General features: G+C 60.0%; 15 protein-coding genes, 1 pseudogene and 3 riboswitches. Of the genes and pseudogenes, 4 read left to right on the forward strand and 12 right to left on the reverse strand.

The window, feature by feature from the left end; genetic code table 11:
- Nucleotides 1-204: 204 nt before the first annotated feature.
- The 5 genes from GCT13_RS24710 to crcB all read right to left on the reverse strand — a co-directional run bounded on the left by GCT13_RS24710 (nt 205) and on the right by crcB (nt 4,379).
- Nucleotides 205-1,413, reverse strand: coding sequence for an MFS transporter (locus GCT13_RS24710; RefSeq protein ID WP_152762560.1), 1,209 nt, complete (start codon nt 1,411-1,413; stop codon nt 205-207).
- Between the two features lie 252 nt (nt 1,414-1,665).
- A complete protein-coding gene (locus tag GCT13_RS24715) occupies nt 1,666-2,082 on the reverse strand; it encodes a universal stress protein (RefSeq protein ID WP_152762562.1) in 417 nt (138 codons plus the stop codon).
- A 12-nt stretch (nt 2,083-2,094) separates the two neighbouring features.
- A complete protein-coding gene (locus GCT13_RS24720; protein ID WP_152762564.1) occupies nt 2,095-3,306 on the reverse strand; it encodes a cation:proton antiporter in 1,212 nt (403 codons plus the stop codon).
- 221 nt (nt 3,307-3,527) lie between these two features.
- Nucleotides 3,528-3,587: riboswitch (Fluoride riboswitch) on the reverse strand.
- A 55-nt stretch (nt 3,588-3,642) separates the two neighbouring features.
- Nucleotides 3,643-3,981 (reverse strand): DUF190 domain-containing protein, encoded by a 339-nt coding sequence (locus GCT13_RS24725; RefSeq protein WP_152762566.1) that lies wholly within the window; start codon nt 3,979-3,981, stop codon nt 3,643-3,645.
- Nucleotides 3,982-3,992: 11 nt separating this feature from the next.
- Nucleotides 3,993-4,379 (reverse strand): fluoride efflux transporter CrcB, encoded by a 387-nt coding sequence (gene crcB, locus GCT13_RS24730; protein WP_152762568.1) that lies wholly within the window; start codon nt 4,377-4,379, stop codon nt 3,993-3,995.
- 101 nt (nt 4,380-4,480) lie between these two features.
- A riboswitch (Fluoride riboswitch) is annotated at nt 4,481-4,549 on the reverse strand.
- A 112-nt stretch (nt 4,550-4,661) separates the two neighbouring features.
- Nucleotides 4,662-4,730: riboswitch (Fluoride riboswitch) on the forward strand.
- Nucleotides 4,731-4,752: 22 nt separating this feature from the next.
- Here crcB and GCT13_RS24735 point away from each other — a divergent pair.
- Complete coding sequence (locus GCT13_RS24735) at nt 4,753-6,342, forward strand: MutS-related protein (RefSeq protein WP_152762570.1); 1,590 nt, start codon at nt 4,753-4,755, stop codon at nt 6,340-6,342.
- A complete protein-coding gene (locus GCT13_RS24740; RefSeq protein WP_152762572.1) occupies nt 6,339-7,865 on the forward strand; it encodes a MutS-related protein in 1,527 nt (508 codons plus the stop codon). The genes GCT13_RS24735 and GCT13_RS24740 overlap by 4 nt, the downstream gene beginning before the upstream one ends.
- A gap of 82 nt (nt 7,866-7,947) precedes the next feature.
- Here the strand turns inward: GCT13_RS24740 and GCT13_RS24745 are convergent, their stop codons facing one another.
- Complete coding sequence (locus tag GCT13_RS24745; protein ID WP_152762574.1) at nt 7,948-8,943, reverse strand: YncE family protein; 996 nt, start codon at nt 8,941-8,943, stop codon at nt 7,948-7,950.
- A 523-nt stretch (nt 8,944-9,466) separates the two neighbouring features.
- Here GCT13_RS24745 and GCT13_RS24750 point away from each other — a divergent pair.
- Nucleotides 9,467-10,210: a hypothetical protein gene (locus GCT13_RS24750; protein WP_152762576.1), complete on the forward strand. Its 744-nt coding sequence runs from the start codon at nt 9,467-9,469 to the stop codon at nt 10,208-10,210.
- 111 nt (nt 10,211-10,321) lie between these two features.
- Here GCT13_RS24750 and GCT13_RS24755 read toward each other — a convergent pair.
- Together GCT13_RS24755 and GCT13_RS24760 are read right to left on the reverse strand one after the other, a co-directional pair.
- A pseudogene (locus GCT13_RS24755) lies at nt 10,322-10,516 on the reverse strand (IS6 family transposase); the annotation flags it as partial.
- Between the two features lie 809 nt (nt 10,517-11,325).
- The gene (locus tag GCT13_RS24760; protein WP_152762578.1) at nt 11,326-11,730 is read right to left on the reverse strand and encodes a hypothetical protein; all 405 of its coding nucleotides are present in this window, start codon (nt 11,728-11,730) and stop codon (nt 11,326-11,328) included.
- 447 nt (nt 11,731-12,177) lie between these two features.
- On the opposite strand from GCT13_RS24760, the gene GCT13_RS24765 reads away from it, so the two are divergent.
- The gene (locus GCT13_RS24765; RefSeq protein WP_152762580.1) at nt 12,178-12,591 is read left to right on the forward strand and encodes a PPC domain-containing DNA-binding protein; all 414 of its coding nucleotides are present in this window, start codon (nt 12,178-12,180) and stop codon (nt 12,589-12,591) included.
- Between the two features lie 118 nt (nt 12,592-12,709).
- Here the strand turns inward: GCT13_RS24765 and GCT13_RS24770 are convergent, their stop codons facing one another.
- The 4 genes from GCT13_RS24770 to GCT13_RS24785 all read right to left on the reverse strand — a co-directional run bounded on the left by GCT13_RS24770 (nt 12,710) and on the right by GCT13_RS24785 (nt 16,695).
- A complete protein-coding gene (locus tag GCT13_RS24770) occupies nt 12,710-12,883 on the reverse strand; it encodes a hypothetical protein (RefSeq protein WP_227746991.1) in 174 nt (57 codons plus the stop codon).
- Between the two features lie 136 nt (nt 12,884-13,019).
- On the reverse strand, nt 13,020-13,295 hold the full coding sequence (locus GCT13_RS24775) for a hypothetical protein (protein WP_152762702.1): 276 nt from the start codon (nt 13,293-13,295) through the stop codon (nt 13,020-13,022).
- A gap of 292 nt (nt 13,296-13,587) precedes the next feature.
- Nucleotides 13,588-15,780 carry a penicillin-binding protein 1A gene (locus GCT13_RS24780; protein WP_152762582.1) on the reverse strand — a complete coding sequence of 731 codons (2,193 nt, stop codon included), beginning with the start codon at nt 15,778-15,780 and terminating at the stop codon, nt 13,588-13,590.
- A 567-nt stretch (nt 15,781-16,347) separates the two neighbouring features.
- The gene (locus tag GCT13_RS24785) at nt 16,348-16,695 is read right to left on the reverse strand and encodes a hypothetical protein (RefSeq protein WP_227746992.1); all 348 of its coding nucleotides are present in this window, start codon (nt 16,693-16,695) and stop codon (nt 16,348-16,350) included.
- Nucleotides 16,696-18,121 lie beyond the last annotated feature (1,426 nt).

An 18,121-nucleotide genomic window follows, 5' to 3' on the forward strand; every position in this document is an offset into this window, starting at 1 on the left:
ACGTCGCTGCGGCCTTGGGCGCATGACGCGCCCTTCTCGTTGACGCAAAGCTCCACGGGCCCAGTTCGACCCATCTCGGACCTTCAGACCTTGTCGATGAGCGTCAGCATACTGATTCAAAGCGGACATACCCTCTGGACTTACATCGAATCCGGAGAGCATTAGCGGCACGCGACGAGTGGACGCAAAGAGAACGTCAGAAGGTCAATGCATCTCTGCACGGGTATCCGGTGCCTTCCCGGAAAGAAGCATCACGATTGTCACCAGACTGAACGCGACACCTGCATAGAACGTAGCGGCGGCCCCTACCTTGTCCCATAGTTCGCCTGCAATGACGCTCGACAGCAACGTAACCGCACCACTAAGCAGATTGAAAAAGCCGAACGCTGTGCCGCGCAGTTGCGCCGGTGCAGTATGAGACACCATTGTCGCAAGCAGTCCCTGCGTCATGCCCATGTGCAAACCCCACAACGCGACGCCCAGCAGCACGACGCTCCAGTGTGTTCCGTGCGCGAGCACTACGTCTGACGCAATCAGCACGACGAGGCCGGCGATCAGCAGTTTGACATGGTTCATTGTGTCAGCGAGCTTGCCGAATGGATAGGCCGACAGCGAATACACAATATTCATCGCGACCATGACGAGCGGAACCAGCGCAACGGGCACCCCGCTGTTCATCGCCCGGAGCACCAGAAATGCCTCGCTAAAGCGGGCCAACGCAAACACAGCCCCTATAGCGACCACCCACCAGTAGCTTGAGCCGAGATTCCTGAGATTCTCCAGACTGACCGGATTCATCCTCCTAGCGCCCGGTTCGCGTGCCGGTTCCTGAATGCCAAAAGCCAACAGCGCGACGGCGAGCAAACCGGGTATGACAGCGAGCCAGAAAGCAAGCCGGAAGTTGTCCGCCCACAATGACATGCTGACCACAGCGAATAGCGGCCCGAGAAACGCGCCAACCGTATCGAGCGACTGCCGCAAACCGAATGCCGCTCCTCTCAGGTGAACGGGCGTAACGTCGGCGACCAGCGCATCGCGCGGTGCTCCCCGGATTCCCTTGCCAATCCTGTCCATGACACGCGCGGTCACCACTACGCCGATGGTCGGCGCGATAGCGAACAGTGGCTTGCTTAGCGCCCCCAGGGCGTACCCAGCTACCGCGAGCCTTTTCCGGTTTCCAAGGTAGTCGCTGAGTGCGCCAGAGAACACCTTGACAATCGGCGCCGTCGCTTCCGCAATGCCCTCGATGAGACCGATGGTTGCGGCACTTGCACCGAGGCCGACCATCATGAACATGGGCAGCAGACTGTGGATGATCTCCGATGAGATATCCATGAAGAGGCTGACACAACCTGGCACCCAGACGCTTTTGGGGATGCTTTCAAGAACACTGATTCGAGATCTGACTTGCATGTATCAGTTCCGTTTGCAACAAGGGACAAGCGACAGGTCGGCGCGTGGCACGCGCGTGTTTGCGATGCTATCCAGCCAGGGGGCCCTATGACAGAAAAAGCCGAAATATCGTCGGGCTGGGCCTATCATTGTCACCTGCGTTTGCGACATCCAGCCTTCGTCAGCGTCGACGACGGTCGGTTGAGACGCACCTCTTTTTGCTTGCGCGAGGTGGACGCACCCGTCACGAGCGCACCGCCGCTCCACTACCGTTCAACGCACAACCATCACGGGGCAGTGTGCATATGCGATGACCAGCCGGGAAACCGAACCCAGCAGCCAGCGATGGAAAACGCCACGTCCGCGATGACCGGTGACGATCAGGTCGGCCTTCAGCTCTTCCGCGCCAAGCACGATCTGTTCTGCCGGATGCCCGACGCGCACGTTGAAATGCGCTTTGACGCCCGCTGTACCGACACGTTCACGCAGAGTGGAGAAGTGCTTTTCGAAGAAGGCCTCAGCCTGCTCCAGCAGCGCTTCGGTTTCAATGTCTTCGGCGATTTCCGGCGGTCGCTCGACCGATAGCACATGCAACTCTGCGTCATATTTTCGAGCCAGGTCGAGAGCATAGTCGAAAGCCTTGTCGGCCGCGTTCGAACCGTCGTAAGCGATCAGGATCGTGTGGAACATGGTGCTTTCCTCTCAGTCCGTTTCATCGGTCGCCACTTCGGGACTAACGCGCTTTCCGTGCCGCGTCGGCGTCTCGCGCGGCACCAGATGCCACGGAAGGAAGAATGCGTTGGCGATGAGCGTCGGCACGACGGCGCTCCCGATGACAGTGGCAACGAGATACGAGTACTGCGCCTGCGTGATGATGCCGTGCGACAGCCCGAACAGTGCAGAGATGCTGCCGAAGGTCAGGCCCGTTGACATCAGCAGCGTCGTGTACATCGACTCGGGGTGCGGGGACCTGTAGAACTTCGTGACAGGGAAGACGCCGCAAAACTTTGTCGCCATCTTGGCAACCAGCAGAATAACGAAAGGCAACGGCACCGCGACGAGGTCCGGCACGGACACGAATGAACCGGCGCGAATGAAGTAAAACGGCGTGAGCAGCCCGAAAGTGAGTGTGCGCAAGCGCCGGATCAGCACGTGGTCCTTGCCGACCGTTCCGGCCAATACCATCCCCACCACATACGCCGGCAACACCGCTTCACTGCCGGCCCACGTGGCGAGCGCACCCAGACCGAACAGCACCAGCAGCAGGTATTTAGCCTCCAGTTCGGACGGGCGGTTGCCATAGCGCGCGAAGAAGCGCGGCGTGAGCCAGGGGAGGACTGCAAATGCAATCACCGCCACTCCGAAGAAAACCAGTGTCCTGACGGTGAACGGCGAGAAGATAAGTCCAAGCGCGAGCACGGTGCCCAGATCATTGACGAAGCACGCTGCCAGTACCGTCTTGCCGTATCCGGTCTTGTTGAGCCCGAATTCCAGCATCACCGCGTAAACGACTGCGACCGATGTCGTCGAAAGGGCCACGCCGGCGAGCCAGCTGGACGGGCCGCTCCAGCCGAGCACATAGCGTGCGACGGCGGCACATCCGAGAAACGGTGCGAAGAATCCGATCAGGCCTACAGCTGATGCCTGTTTCCATTGCGCGCGAAACACGACGGGATCAAGCTCGGCGCCCGCGAGGAAAGTCAGTACGATCGCGCCAGTACCGGCCAGAAACTGTATCCATGACGCGTTCGTTCCAAGCGCCGCGCTCCCTACGAGTGCGCCGATGGCGAGTTGCGCGACGGTGCCCACCACGATCTCGGACAAGGCTGTGGCAACGCGAAACCAGATCGACAGGAGCGTTGCAGCCAGCGCCAGGCCCAGCCACAGCGCCGCAAGCATCCAGACGTCTTTCATGCCCGTCTCCCGCCCACAGGCAGAAGAGGATCTGCCGCATCCAGCCACACAGCAAGGGCGCGCGTCCGTGACAGGACAAGGCCGACGATCACTCGAGGGGAGAAATGCGAAAGAAAGGATATGGCCGTCATATGCGCTCCGAAGTACTGGCACGTTGGCCCAGCGGAAGCGCACCGCGCTTGCCGATGGCCTGCTCACTCCGCTCGCTTACGCACGAGCGGAATCTCGCAGGCATCATCAGCCGTAAGGCGGTTTGGGAGGATGCCATCTCCCTGCTGCTTGTCAGTCAGTATAGGGCGAATTCTCGACGGGGTGCAAAAGCGTACCGGCCGGTTTTCAGGCGCCAGCGGACCCCGTATCCTTTTCGCCTAGCACCCCGTACTCGACCGGAATCTTCACGTAAAAGAGGTGCACGCCTTCCGCGCGCAACCGCTCGAAGAGTCGGTCTGCTTCTTCGGCGCTGACCGCCATGACTACCGACAGAGGCTGGTCGGCCAGTTCGAAGAATCGCGCCGAATGAATGCGGTGGTGATGCCCGATGCCCTCGGCTCCCGCGATCAACGTGGCCCCGCACAAGCCCATCTCGCGTGCGAGATGCACGAGCCAGTCGCCAACAGGCTTGCCGTGGTGACGACGATCCTGCTGCGTGAAGAAGGTGATCTGATAGCCGTCCATGCGCTTGCTCCTCAGCGGGCATTCAGCCAGTGCCATGACGCCAGGCCCGCCAGCGTCATCAGCAGCGAACCAACCACGTGAATCCCGATCGCGCCCGCCGCCCCCGCTATCCGCCCCTGCTGCAGCAGCGTGACGACTTCGGCTGAAAAGGTCGAAAACGTTGACAGGCCGCCGCAAAACCCCGTGATGATCAGCAGCCGCCACTCGGGAGCAATGCCGGGTGCCTGCGCGAAGTATGCTGTCGCGATGCCGATGACATAGCCCGCAATGAGATTCGCCGAGAGCGTACCCGGAGGCACCGTCGGAAACAGGCTGTTGAGCTTGAGTCCGAGAAACCATCGAAGCAGCGCACCTGACATGGCGCCCAAAGAAATGGCGAAGACTGGTTTCCAGATCATCGGTACTTGTCCTTGTTGCTTGTTGTTCTGTCGGGACGGGCACCGCAACACCTGCGCAGCCCGTGCCGGTGCAACCGGCGGTGCCGGCGCGTTCGATTCAGGGGTCCACAGGCATCATCATCCGCAATAAATGCGGCGGTTACCGGAGGTATGCCATCTCCGTAGTGAAAATAATACGCGAAATGCATGGCCTGGCGAAACGGCCGGAAAAAGCCGGTTGTCGCGAGAGCCGGGACCGGAGAAGCCCCGGCCGCTTGCCGAAGCCGCTTTGCCTTCATATAGTGTCTGTCAGGAGATGGCATTCCTCCCGCCCGACGAACCGCCGCAACGGCTGATGATGCCTGTGCAACCCGACTGGTTGTCGAGGTGTCATATGGGCGAACGACCTGCTCCTGCATCGGTGTCGACGTCACCGGAGCCCCCGACGGGATGTTTCGAGAGCATCCTGTTTCCCGCATCCTTCCCTGCCTCGGAGCGACCCGCGCACGACATCGCCGGTTTCTTCAGCGATCTTCTGTTGGACCAGATCGTAGAAGCCGTCACGGCCGCGTGGCAGGACTACAGTTTGACGCCATTCTTTCATTTGCCGCTCCGCGACACTGAGGCAGTCATCTACCGTCAGGAGATTTTCAGGGATCTGGAAGACGGGCTGGTGATGCAGGCCGTGCAGGAGTTTTCCCGGCAGATGCGGGTCATGCGCGAGCGCCTTGACCGTACCCAGAAGCGTTCATACCTGCACGAGCGGCAACGGTGGTTTCTGGCGGCTGTTGAGGCCTATTGCGATGGTGTCCGGCGGCTGTATCAGGACCTCGGCGCACTCTCGCTGTGCTCGCGAGGGTTGCGCGCTTTTCACGGATACCTTGGAGCTTACGTCGCATCAGCCGGGTTCCAGCGCCTTGCGGGAGAAATGATGACTGTGAGATCGCGTCTCGCGGATGTCCGGTATTGCGTGCTGATCAAGGGTGACACGGTCACAGTTGCCCGCTATCACGGTGAACCTGACTACACGGCCCAGATCGAGGCGACGTTCGAGAAATTCCGGCGTGGCGAAGTGCAGAACTACCTGGTCGCCTACCGCGACGCTGACGCGCTCAATCACGTGGAGGCAGGAATTCTCGAAAGGGTCGCGCGACTTCATCCGGACGCATTCGGTGCGCTTGGTGCTTTCTGCGCACAACATCCCGACTTTTCTGATGAACGCATTGTCCGCTTCGACCGCGAAGTCCAGTTCTATGTGGCCTATCTTTCGCATATCGCCTTCTGTCGGCGAGCGGGTCTCGCATTCTGTTACCCCAACGTTTCTTCGACATCGAGAGATATTGAGAGCCGTGAAAGTTTCGACCTCGCGCTGGCGACGCGTCTCGTCGCAGAGAACGCCCCGGTTGTGTGCAACGATTTCTATCTGTCCGGGCCCGAACGCATTTTTGTGGTATCTGGTCCGAACCAGGGCGGCAAAACAACATTCGCGCGCGCATTTGGACAGTTGCACTATCTGGCTAGTCTTGGCTGTCCGGTGCCGGGATCGCAAGCTCGTCTGTTTCTGTTCGATCGCATATTCACCCACTTCGAGCGTGAAGAAGCTATTGCGAATCTGCGAGGCAAACTTCAGGACGATCTGGTCCGCATCCGGCACATTCTCGAAAACGCCACGCCGTCCAGCATCGTCATTCTCAACGAGATCTTTTCTTCGACCACTGTCAGCGACGCGCTCTTTCTCAGCACGAAGGTGATGACGCAGCTTTGCCGGCTTGGAGCGCTTGGTGTATGCGTCACATTCCTGACCGAACTGACCTCGCTTTCCGTGAGAACCGTCAGCATGGTCGGCAGCATTGACCCGAATGATCCAACGGCGCGAACGTACAAACTGGAGCGACGACCGGCTGATGGCCTGGCTTACGCCCTGGCCATTGCGCGGAAATACCGTGTGACCTACGACTGCGTGAAGGAACGCATCAAGCCATGAAAGCCCACCTGATGCATCCGGATCGTGACTTCGATCCCGACAAGATCCCTGTGTATGCCGACGACCTGATTCGGGATCTGGCGCTTGACACGTTGCTTGGCGGCATGGCGGCCGACGACGGATTCCTGCGAAAAATCGCGCGAGCGGCGTTGCTCGCGGGATGCGACAACGACGCCGAAACCGTATGCTACCGGCAAGCCGTCCTGCAGGACTGTCTTCAACATCGCACCGTAGTCGAGGAACTTTACCGCTTCACGGTCGAAACGCTAGACGCAAAGCGGGATCACCATTATGGTGTTTTCGGTCACTATCCTCCAGCGATTCTTCATGGCGCAATCGATGTGCTGCGGATGTTCGTCGAGCGACTTCGCAAACTGAAGGTGATTGCGGATGCGCACGCGTCCACATTCCGGTCACCTGGCTTCAAAAGATTCTTTGACACGCTGAAGACTGAACTCAGTGATGAGTACCTGCACAGTATCCAGCATCATCTGAAAGAGGGCCGACTGAAATCCGGGGTACTCATCAGCGCGCGCCTGGGGGAAGGGAACCGTGGCAAAGACCCCGTTCTGCGGGAACTGCGCGACAAAAGGCCACGCTGGATCAGACTGCTTATGGACCCTGGATCGCGCGCCTACAGTTTCCGGATTCCAGAGCGCGATGAAGCCGGAGCGCGGGCACTGTCCGAACTGGAGGCGCGCGGCATCAACCTCATCGCCAATGCACTGGCACAGTCGATGGATCACATCAACGACTTTTTCACGATGCTGCGCACCGAACTGGCGTTCTACGTCGCGTGTCTCAGGCTGTATGACAGGCTCAAGGCGCTGAATGTCCCACTGTGCTTCCCGGGCATCGATGCCGTCGGCACACGCCGGCTGTCCTTTACCGGACTGTCAGACGTATGCCTCGCTCTCCAGTCGGGACGCGCCGTCGTCGGCAACACGCTCGATCTGGACGGCAAGGATGTGGCGATTATCACGGGCGCGAATCAGGGCGGAAAGTCCAGCTTTCTGAGGAGCATCGGTCTCGCGCAACTGATGTTGCAAAGTGGCATGTTCGTCGCGGCTGGATCGTACACCGGCGAACGCTGCAAGGCGCTCTTGACGCACTACAGGCGTGAAGAAGATGCCTCGATGAAAAGCGGCAAACTCGACGAAGAACTCAACCGCATGAGCCGCCTTGTCGATGCGATGTCGCCGGACTGGTTCGTACTGTTCAACGAGTCCTTTGCCTCCACCAACGAGCGTGAGGGATCGGAAATCGCGCGACAGATTGTCGGCGCGTTGCAGGAAAGGCGCATTAGGGTCTTCTTCGTGACTCACCTGTACGCATTCGCACATGGCCTGTATGAAACAGCGACGGCACAGGTGCAGTTTCTCCGGGCCGAGCGGCAGGATGACGGCACGCGCACCTTCAGGATCACACCGGGTGAACCATTGCAGACCAGCTATGGCAAGGACCTGTACTTTGAAACGTTCGCCGGTACGGATGACACGCTGAAGGATGTGTCAGGTACGTGAACCGAACTCCGCAGGACCCGGGCTCGTGCCGTGACTGCCCGAGTCTTCTCCGTTCAAGTTCGTTAGCAATGCCGATTCTCTTTCATTTTGGCGAAAATACATCCACCTTGTTGCTTTCGTTGCGGTACACGTACACCGAGTGAGTGACGGGATTGACCGTTAGCGTATGAACGTTGGGTTCCGATGGAATCGCGCCAACGACCGTTTTCTCATCCAGGTCGACGATCTCAATCATGCCTGCCTTGTCACCGACAAACGCGCGCCGGGCGCCCTCGTCGATGACCGTTTCATCGACCTTCCCCTTGACGGGTATCGCCTGCAGGACTTTGCCAGTGTCGGCGTCCAGACTGAGCATGCGCAAATCCGTCGTACCGAGCAGGAATCGCCCGGTCCGCGAATCGAAGACCATCGGCTTCGTCTGGCCTTTCACGCCCACATCCCACGTTCCGACGACCTTGTGCTGGCTCGGGTCGACGATCGCTACGGCGTTGTCAATGGGCTGGTAGAGGCGGTCCTTCGAGGGCACATAGAGCCCGACATCAGGACCGTCTTTTGAGGGCTTTTCCGATAGTTTGAACGTGGCGACCTGGGTGAACGGCGCCTTGCCGCTAAAGACGGTCATATCCGCGCTGTCGCTGCCAACGAAAACCTCACCCGTCTTCGGATGAACGATCACGCCGTTTGGCCCCTTTCCCGAAGGATGCAGGACCGCGGCCTGCTTGAAGGTTCGTTTGTTGACCACCACGACCACGTTCTTTGCATTGTCGGCGATGAATGCGAAGTCGCCCCCAAAACCGATTCCGTGCCCGTCTTCGATTCCGCTGATAACGTGCTTGACTGTATTGCTTGTAGCGTCAATGACGACGACGTTGTGATCGGGTGATTGCGACAGCCAGACCGAGCGCGTATCGCTGTCGAAGGTGGTCCAGTCGCCATGCCCTCCCTTGTCGCCCGGCAGATCAATGGTTTTTACCAGCCGGTACGCAGGCTCTGCTGCCTCGGCGATGTGCGCTGCGAACATTGTTGCAAGGAAGGCGAGGCCGAGCGGCGGCAGCATGCCGCGGATAGAGGCTTTCATGGCGATGTCTCCGTAAGGTCTTTATAAGGATCGGTATTCCTGCATTTGGAATCCGTCCGATTGCAGCGTGCCTTACGCCGAACATCACGAACAGTTGAAGTTTCTTATCGTAACGGTAATGGCAACCTTATGCATGGCTCCCCGATCTCGCCTGCCGGGCCACGCCATGATCGCTCGTGCCCGATGCGCTTGTTGCTGTCTCCAGTAGACACTTGCACATCGCGCCCACCCGCCAGTTCAACATTGCGAATGACCGGAGTACCATTCGAAGACGTCGTTAATAGAGCGCACGCCAACGACTGGAACTGGCCGTACCCTGCCGGATGCGGTCGGCCGAGTTCGCACCCGAAGCGACCCCGGAAATCTCTGCTGCTCCTCCAGATGGGCATGAAACAAGCGCCGTCCCACTCTGATCCTGGCACCCTATGATGTTGCTCACGCGGCACAGGTACCCTGGTCGACGCGAGACAGATAATCAGCGCATACTTGTCCGCACCACCGCTTCAGGTAGCAGGAGCGAATCATGGCGCCCCGGCTCGTGAATTTTCTCATCCTGGCGATAATGCTGGTCGGGATGCTCGACGCGTTGACCGGTTGTGTGGGGAACGCCGTCGCGCCCTCGCCTTCCGCGAGCGCCCCTGCGCCTGGGATCCCTGCCGGTGCGACTCCCGCTGGTTTCTTCAAGATCTGCAAGGGGCAGACGTACGCGCTCTGCGCGACCGCCAGCTGCACGGTGATAAACCAGGTGGCCTACTGCAAATGTGACGTCAAAGAGGGGGACAGCATCAGTTTGCCGCTGCGGGTCGACGGCGAGGACGTCTGCTCGATAAATGCCAACGGCGTCGACAATGGGTACATGGTGAGCACATTCAGCTTGCCGGAGTCCGTGGTTGCGCCGAACGGCCATCGTGCGCTCTATACCTGTCCAGCGGGGTCCACCGGCGGCTACGCGCAATGCGACGGCGGCATTTGCTTCACCAGCAGCAGCGGCAGCTCGTTCCCCGGGTTCGACAGGCAGCTCGGAAGCACGGACATCATCTGCGCGTGTCCGATAACCCAGGCTCAGGGATCACCAGTCGGCTATCAGATCGCCGGTCCCTATCCTTGCGCCGATTCGTATTTCCGCTACTGCAACAGCCAGACCGCCAACACCCGCACGGGCTCGACGGTCAAGGTCGGCGCCCCGACAGGAACGGCCAGATTCCTGGCCCTGCAGCTCAACGGAAACGTTCCGAAGTTGAACGAGTGCCGCGCTCCCTCTCAGTAGCCGCGAGAGCATAGCCCGGCCCGGGCGTTGTCACGTTGAGGTGCTGGCAACGCAGTAGTACCAAGGAAGCACATCTGCTCAGAAAGCCGATGGATTTTGGGCGAACTCAGTGAAGAGATGCCAAGGCTCACCGCGGGGCGTAACAAACACTTTGTCGAGATGCCATGTGGCGCCGGGCTTACGGCGAGCATCCTTGACGCAACGGGCGAAGCCCGTGCCAAAGTCATCGCACCAGCGCTGGAGCGTTTCATAACTGACCACGACGCCGCGCTTGAACAGCAACTCTTCAACGACGCGCAGACTCAACTACGCTAATTGCGTCTGCTACTGAACGTCTTGGCGGCCAATGGGGCAACGGACTGTTTTTCGACCCACCGATCATACACGGTTGCTCTAACGCGACGGCCGCTTCATGCACATCGGCCATCCGTGCCGTCACCGCGCAGGCGTTTGCGTTCATTGTCACGAGGCAGCCGTCCAGTTCCACCTTTGAAGACCAGTTGGTATTGCACATTCCATCCTCTCCGTGCCGATTGCGTTTGCCACGGGCGGCAAACTTGCGGCGGTCATGTCCAACGCTGTGGCCTCGGCATGATCGGCGCGCCATGGAGACGCAAGTTGGCTCGAGCGGGAATTTGCCAACGCGAGAAGTGATCGCGTTGGCTGCGGACTGCATCACCGAGTCTTCACTCGGGCCGAGTGCGACCCTTGAGGCATCATTCGCTTACTTAATTGCAGTTGACCTGGTTAGTACATTCCGATCCGGACATTGCCCCATGTTACTTGCTTGGTCGGATCTAACTGCCTATCTTTCAACCGCCTAAAGTTCTCTTACCTGGAACAGATGGGCGCAACGCCGATAATTGGCGCGAGCTACATCGCCTGAAGTACCGGTACATTCACTTCTAACATCTCCTTCGAAGCGCTCATGGCACCCGCAATTGGCCGGCTAGCCGATACCCTCATGAAGATAAAGCCCGACTACTACATTATTCTTTATGCCCAAGCCAGAAGCGGCGACTGCAAATCGCAATTTGGCTGTCACGGCGACCGCTGCGCGACCAGCCGTGACCTCCTCGTTCTAAACAATTCTGCGCTCGTCAACGCCGCCCCTCTCAATGGTCGCGCCTCTCGTCGCCGTCGCGATGGTCGTGGTGCCAGTTGCGTCGCGGACCACCGCCATCGCGGTCATGCCCCCAGTCGCCGCGATGTCCGTCGTAATGGTCCCGAGCGTCGTGCCATTCCCGTTCATCATGACGGCGCTCTTCCCATTCCCGGCGCTGCCAATAACGATGCCCGTCGTAGTACCTGTCGCCATACCAGCCCGGACTAATGACAACAGGAGCGGGAGGTTCGACATATACCGGCGGTGGAGCATAGACTGGCTCGGGTGCATACACGGCACCGGGGATGCCAATGTTTACTCCAACATCGACGTGTGCGAGCGCGACGGACGATACGCCTATGCCGAGGCCGGCAACCAGCGATATCGTGAACCAGCGACTGCGTATGTTGCTCATAATTTACCTTCTCTGATATGTATGCTTGGGCAACTGGGCATAAGGAAGTCAGCTACGATTAGTAACCGTCGTGGTAGTAGCCATGGTAGCCGCCGCCTGCAGGCACAATAATGCAGCCGCTCAGCGCGCTTCCAAGACATATGGCCATCAGCATCAGCGCAAGAATTCTCTTCATAACGTGCCTCACTGGTCAGTGAACGCACTATATTGAGACGGCAGATTACCGGTGTTTTTGTGTGTAACGAGACGTGTAATCTGAAACACAGTTCGGCAGCGTCAAAGGAGAACGCGCATCCCGTTTCGAGCTCGATGGCGGCGAGCCGGCACGCCGGCCGTAGCGCTCAGCCGTGCCGATCCGCCGACGTTCCTGGACCGCTCTCTCGACGCTGAAAATCCGGATTCGGCTTGCAGGTTGGATAAAATATAACCTCTATCCGCGACCAGACCATGCAAGTCCATCCTTTGCGCCTTTCCCCCGGCGATGATGTGCGCGACGCTCTCGAAGAGGTGTTGCGCCAGCGTCAGTTGCGCGCGGCCTTCGTCATCCAGGGCATTGGGAGCCTCAGCGTCGCCCAGTTGCGATTCGCCGGCGCCGAAGCTCCAACCGGATTGCGAGGCGACCTCGAAATATTGACGCTGGCTGGCTCCGTATCGCCTGATGGCGCGCACCTGCATATGTCGGTTGCCGACGCGCGCGGTCAGGTGTTTGGTGGTCATGTCGCGCGCGGGTGCATCGTCCGCACGACAGCCGAGCTGTTGCTCGCGCTGCTTGCCGGGCACCGCTTCACCAGGGAGCTCGACCCGGGCACAGGGTTCATGGAACTGGTGATTCAAAGCGAGCCAGGCACGAACGCGGCGTGAACCACGCACCCGGTACGACTGCAATCGACGTGTATTCCATCTGCTCCAGGCCGCTTTCTTCCGGTTGGCCTTCGTCTCTCGACAGGCTCGCCGACCCGGCCGGGAGGCGTCACGACAGTCAGGATGATCGCACCGGCCAGACGGCCTTTTGCACCGTGTTGAACTGCAGATCGTATTCCACGTCGACCTTCACCTTCTTCCTGATCGCATGCCCGTCGTACAGGATATCGGCGATCTTCTGCTCCTGACTGACAAGGCCGGCATCGAACTTGACGAAATTGCCGCTGCGCACTTCGTATTCGAACGCCGCCCGTCCGTCCGGAAACCTTGAGCGCGTCTTTCAGGAAGCCGATGACCTCGACCTTGTGTGTCATGCCGGGACCGGTAGCCGGCCAGCCATTCCTCCCGGCGGCGGCTCGCGGTGCGGGCTAGCATTCGCCCTTTTTCGCGTGGCCGGGCGGACAGTGATCGTGCCCGTGATGGTGGCGATGCTCCTCCCATTCGCCGCGGTCCCAATAGCGGCGTCCGTCCCAGTAACGGTCTCCGTGCCATCCGGGCGACACTACGACCACCGGTGCCGGTGCGACCACGACGGGCGGCGGTACGCCAATATTGATGCCAACCCCAACGTCGACGGCGTTCGCAAGTCCTGATGCACCGATTCCAATACCTGCTAGCGCCGCGGCAATGAAAAGACGTTTCATCTTATCCCCCGAAAGAGCAGCAACAAGTTGCTGGTCGGCCACTTCACACGTGGCCGTGTTGTTCAATTTCACCCAATGTGCAGCATTATCATGGCTGCTTCAACGCAAAGCTGTAACGCCTGCTCGACTCGTAGCGGGCAAAGCAGCACAGAGGGGCATAGTTGGAAACGCGCGATACGAGACGCGATAGTTGCTGCCGGTCGTGAATCGGCCATAGCGCTCCATCATATTACGGAACGCGATATGGCCAGTTATAACGTCTTCGTCAGCGGGAGCGTCGCCAGCGACGCCATCAGAATGGCCAGAAGAGGAAGTGGCGATGACGTCGCGGGCGAACCGCGCGAGGGGAGCGCGTTTCGGGCCCGAGCTGGGCACGGGGATCGATGACTCGCGCGCGCAGCGCCATGTCGTAAAATGCGCCCACCATTGGCAACGCGCTGTGGGCCCCCTCACCCCAATAGTCGTTGCCGAGCGTCACACGTGCATCGTCGAAACCCACCCACGCGCCAGCGACCAGTTGCGGATGCATCAGGATGAACCAGCTATCGGTGTTGTCCTGCGTCGTGCCCGTCTTGCCGGCTACGTCGGCGCGAATCCCAAAGCGCGTCCGGATGTCCGAGCCGGTGCCCCGGTTCACGACGTCGCGCATCACGTCGACGAGCGTTTGCGCTGCGCTGGCCGGTAGCGCCGCTTCTGGCGAGGCACTCGGGAATTCTGCGAGCATCTTGCCGTTGTGATCCTCAATGCGCGTGACCATGCGCGGTTCGACATAGGCGCCGCGGTTTGCGATTGTGCAATACGCCGAGACCATTTCTTTCAGCGTAACCGGGCTGGTGCCCAAGGCGAGCGACGGCACCACTTCGAGCGGACTTTCGCGCACACCCATCGCGCGCGCGAGCCGTGCGACCTTCTCGGGGCCTTCCTTTTGCATAAGCTGGGCGGTGACGCGATTGCGCGAATACGCGAGCGCGTCGCGCAACGTCATTGGTCCGCCAGTGGGCGGTTCCGCGTCGGTCGGCCGCCAGATTGCATGTCCGCTTAGGGGAATGGCGACGTTCCGGTCGACGATCGTATCGCCCGGTCGCGCGCCGTCCGCAAACGCCGCCCCATAGACGAACGGCTTGAAGGTCGAGCCCGGCTGACGCCGCGCCTGCTGCACGTGATCAAACGGCTCGTCGCCGAAATCGCGACTGCCGACCCATGCCTTGACATCTCCGTTGCGCGGATCGATTGCAACGAAGCCCGCCTGGATCTGGGTCTTGCTCTCGCAGAGCGTGCGGACGAACGTCGGGGTCAACGCAAGCTTCCTGAGGGCGGCCTGATCCGATTGACCCGCGTCGCGTGCGGCGCGATAGTCGGGCGTCTGCCGGATGAACGTCTGGAACAGGTCGTTGCCCGGCGAACAGCCCGTGCGTTCATTCCAGGCGTCGTTCGCGATCCATTGCAACCGGTTCGTCTGCCAGTTCATCGCCTGCGTCGCCATTGCCTGCAGACGGGAATCGATAGTCGTGCGTACCACCAGCCCGTCGGCATAGATGTTGTAGCCGTTGCGATCGGCCCATCCGATCAGCCACTTGCGCAATTGCGCCGCAAAATGCGGCGCGGGGCCCGGCGATGCGCTCTGGCGCTCGAAATCGACGTTGAGCGGTTGACGCTTCGACCATTCATACGCGCCGGGCTTGAGCTTCCCGTACCTGTTCATCTGCCCGAGCACCGTGTTGCGCCGCTGCAATGCACGCTCGGGATTCAGCACCGGGTTGTAGGTGCTGTTGGCCTTCAGCATGCCGACAAGCATCGCGCTTTCTAGGATGTCGAGCTGAGCGGCCGATTTGCCGAAGTAGGTGCGCGCGGCCATTTCCACGCCGTACGCGTTATACAGGAACGGCACCGTGTTCAGGTACGTTTCGAGAATCTGGTCCTTGCTGTACACGGCTTCGATCTTGAACGCCGTGATCGCTTCCTTGAGCTTGCGCGTGAGGGTCGGCGCCCGGCCGATTTCGTCGGGATACAGATTGCGCGCGAGCTGCTGCGTGATCGTCGAGCCGCCTTGCCGGTCACCCGAGAATGTATGCAGCGCGGCCGACGCGATGCGCATCCAGTCAATGCCGTGATGCGCGTAGAAGCGACGGTCTTCGGTCGCGATCAGGGCATCCACCATGTAGGGCGAAATCTGCCTGAGTGATACCCATTGGCGATTGACCGGCCTGAAGTCCGCGAGCAGTTTACCGTCGGCGGACACGATCAACGCCGGCCGGTCGACGCGGGCTTTGCGGATGTCGCCGATGCCTGGCGTGAAAGGCACAAGCGCGAGCACATACAGCAGGAGCAGCGCTGGCACTGCGCCGAGTGCCAGCGCGATGCCGCGTCGCGTCGGGTGACGCAGGCCTCGCAGCGCGGCAACGACGACGAGCCTGACTTTCGTTCTGCTGATAGCGGCCAGCGACTGGATGCGGGCGAGCCACCTTGTGCAATGTTGACGAAACAAGGACAGGTATCGGCGATTCACGGTGACGACGCGCAGGCGGAAAAGGAGGGATCGTACCAAAACTCAAGGGTGCCTCTGCCGTCGAAACAGGGCTGCCGCCCACGTCATTAACAGACGATTACATTTGTTTCGACTGGACGACGTTCACTTCTCCGTTGCCGATGTCATCGAAATGTGTGAGTGTTTTCGTGCCCAAGCTATTGAAAGTTTTCCTGTCGAGCATCCCGACGAAATCGGGGCCGACGCACCAATCGCAGTTTGCCAGAGGGGGCGTGACCAATGAGCCGGACGCGCTGCTTTGTGCATGAACGCACATCACAAGAGCGGGTGGATGCGAGCGCAGCGAGGAACAGTCGTCTCATGTTTCCTTCTTGACCAACGGCATCCCCGACGACGACGCACGACCAGGATCAAAACGACCAAGGTCACCACGCCAGCCTCGTTCACATGTGTGATTGTTACGCCAGCTACATCGGACGCATCGCTAGCCGTTTCCGACGGCCCGGCCAACTGTTTCGCCGGCTGGCGCTCGCAGTGAAGTATCGGGTCTTCACACAGTTCGTGCTGTTACCCGCCCTTGGCGGCGAGCACCGGCCGGCTGGCAGCATCGAACGCCGTCGCGACGGGTTCGCCGGACACTGCCGGTCGCGCATCCGAAAGCTCCAATTCGGGCCGCAAGCGTGGCGACATCTCCTGACATGCCCGGCGAATGTCGGAAACCTGCTCAATACCCTTCCTGAGTACCTCTTCACAGAAGACAATGCGCGTGCGATAGTAATCCGCCTCCATGCGGGCATCGAGAATACGTTGCTCGGCCCGATAGAGTTCCACCCGCAACTCGCGCAGCGCACATTCAGCCAGTCTTTCCGGGTCAGCGCACTGATGCGATGCCCTGCGTATCAGCCATGTCAGCATCGTGAAGCCCTCCTCGTGCCATGTCTGTGCAGTGTTGAAATGCGCACGCTATGCCAGTCAGCCACCGCTCTAGGCTATCAGAACTTCTGGCGACGCTTTGGTGACCGAACCCACATGTTGCGAAATCGATACCTGTGCAGCTTCACCATGATCGACGCGGCGTCCCAGTTTCATTCCATTAACGGGCCGTTTCCACGTCGACCTGGCGCCGGTCGCCGCTAGAACACACTTCCAACGTCGCGCATTACCGCGGACTGCGCGCCTTCCCGGCATTGACGCATTTGTCTTCGCCGCCCTGCACCCGTCCCTCTGGCTGACTAACGGGCATCCAACTGCGAGACCGTGCCGCCCTGACGATGCACAAAGCTGCGTTCGCCCGACGACGGCACCGTTCCGTTGCCGGCCAGGTGTTTTTCCCAGTATGGCTGGGACAGGATTCTGCCGTTACCAGCTTCAGGATCAGATGGAACGAGTCGACGGCGAGAGCGATAACGTTTGCGCACGAACGGTAGCGACCGCTTTTCGCCAGCCCGACCAGCATCCAGGCAATCTCAATCGCCGTTCGCGACGACCCGCAGGACGGATCGCGGCGGCGCTGTGTATCGGGATGTCTCCTGTAGGCACCCGCGTATGGTTCGACGGGGAGACGGTCCACGCCAACCGCAGGGAGAAGCGTCGGAGCCGGCATACATTCATCTCTTCAGAAATCCGAAGGAGGGGAATGTGAACACCATGAAGACGGAGATTGGACAACTGGCAAAGGCCATCAGCGCCCTGACCTCATACCCCCGACTTGTCCGTCGCGGTTACTGGATCGCGCAGATCGAAAGGCTGCTGGAGGAGCGCGGGATATCGGCGTCGGACAGACAGCGATTGGATACGCTCCTCGATCTGCTACGGAACACGCCCGGCGGAGCGCTTTGCCACCGCATCCGATCACGAGCCCATTGGCAGCCTGGAAGCCGTGTGCTGACACGCGGGGATGGTTCTGGCCACGCAATCGGTCGCTGTGACCTGCACGTCGATTGCCCGCCGGCAGGATGAGCGCCGGCGAGCGTTTTCCGCGGCATCGCATTTTGAGAGGGAAATCGAATGCCTTCCACCATCAAGCCCGGATTTGCCGTATGGCCGTCGAGGTTCAGACTTCCAGCAATCGTTCTTTTATGTGGCACAGGTCTCCTTCTCGGCGTGTTAATCGTTGGAAAAGATGGTTTTGTCCTGGGCAGAGTGCCAACCGCTGTACTTGCAGATGCGGATCGACACGTTGCGCAATACGGTCCCGCTATGGTGGGAAGCACGTGCGCAATCGATGGGACCGTGTCCAGAGACTCCCGCGGTACCTTGCTCATGTGCTGGAAGCAGATCTGGGCGAAGCCGTGACAGAACGCTCGCTCTGCGTGCCAGTTTTTTTGCGCGTTCCGGGAGA

It is taken from the genome of Paraburkholderia franconis, from assembly GCF_009362735.1.
GTDB classification, from domain to species: Bacteria; Pseudomonadota; Gammaproteobacteria; order Burkholderiales; family Burkholderiaceae; genus Paraburkholderia; species Paraburkholderia franconis.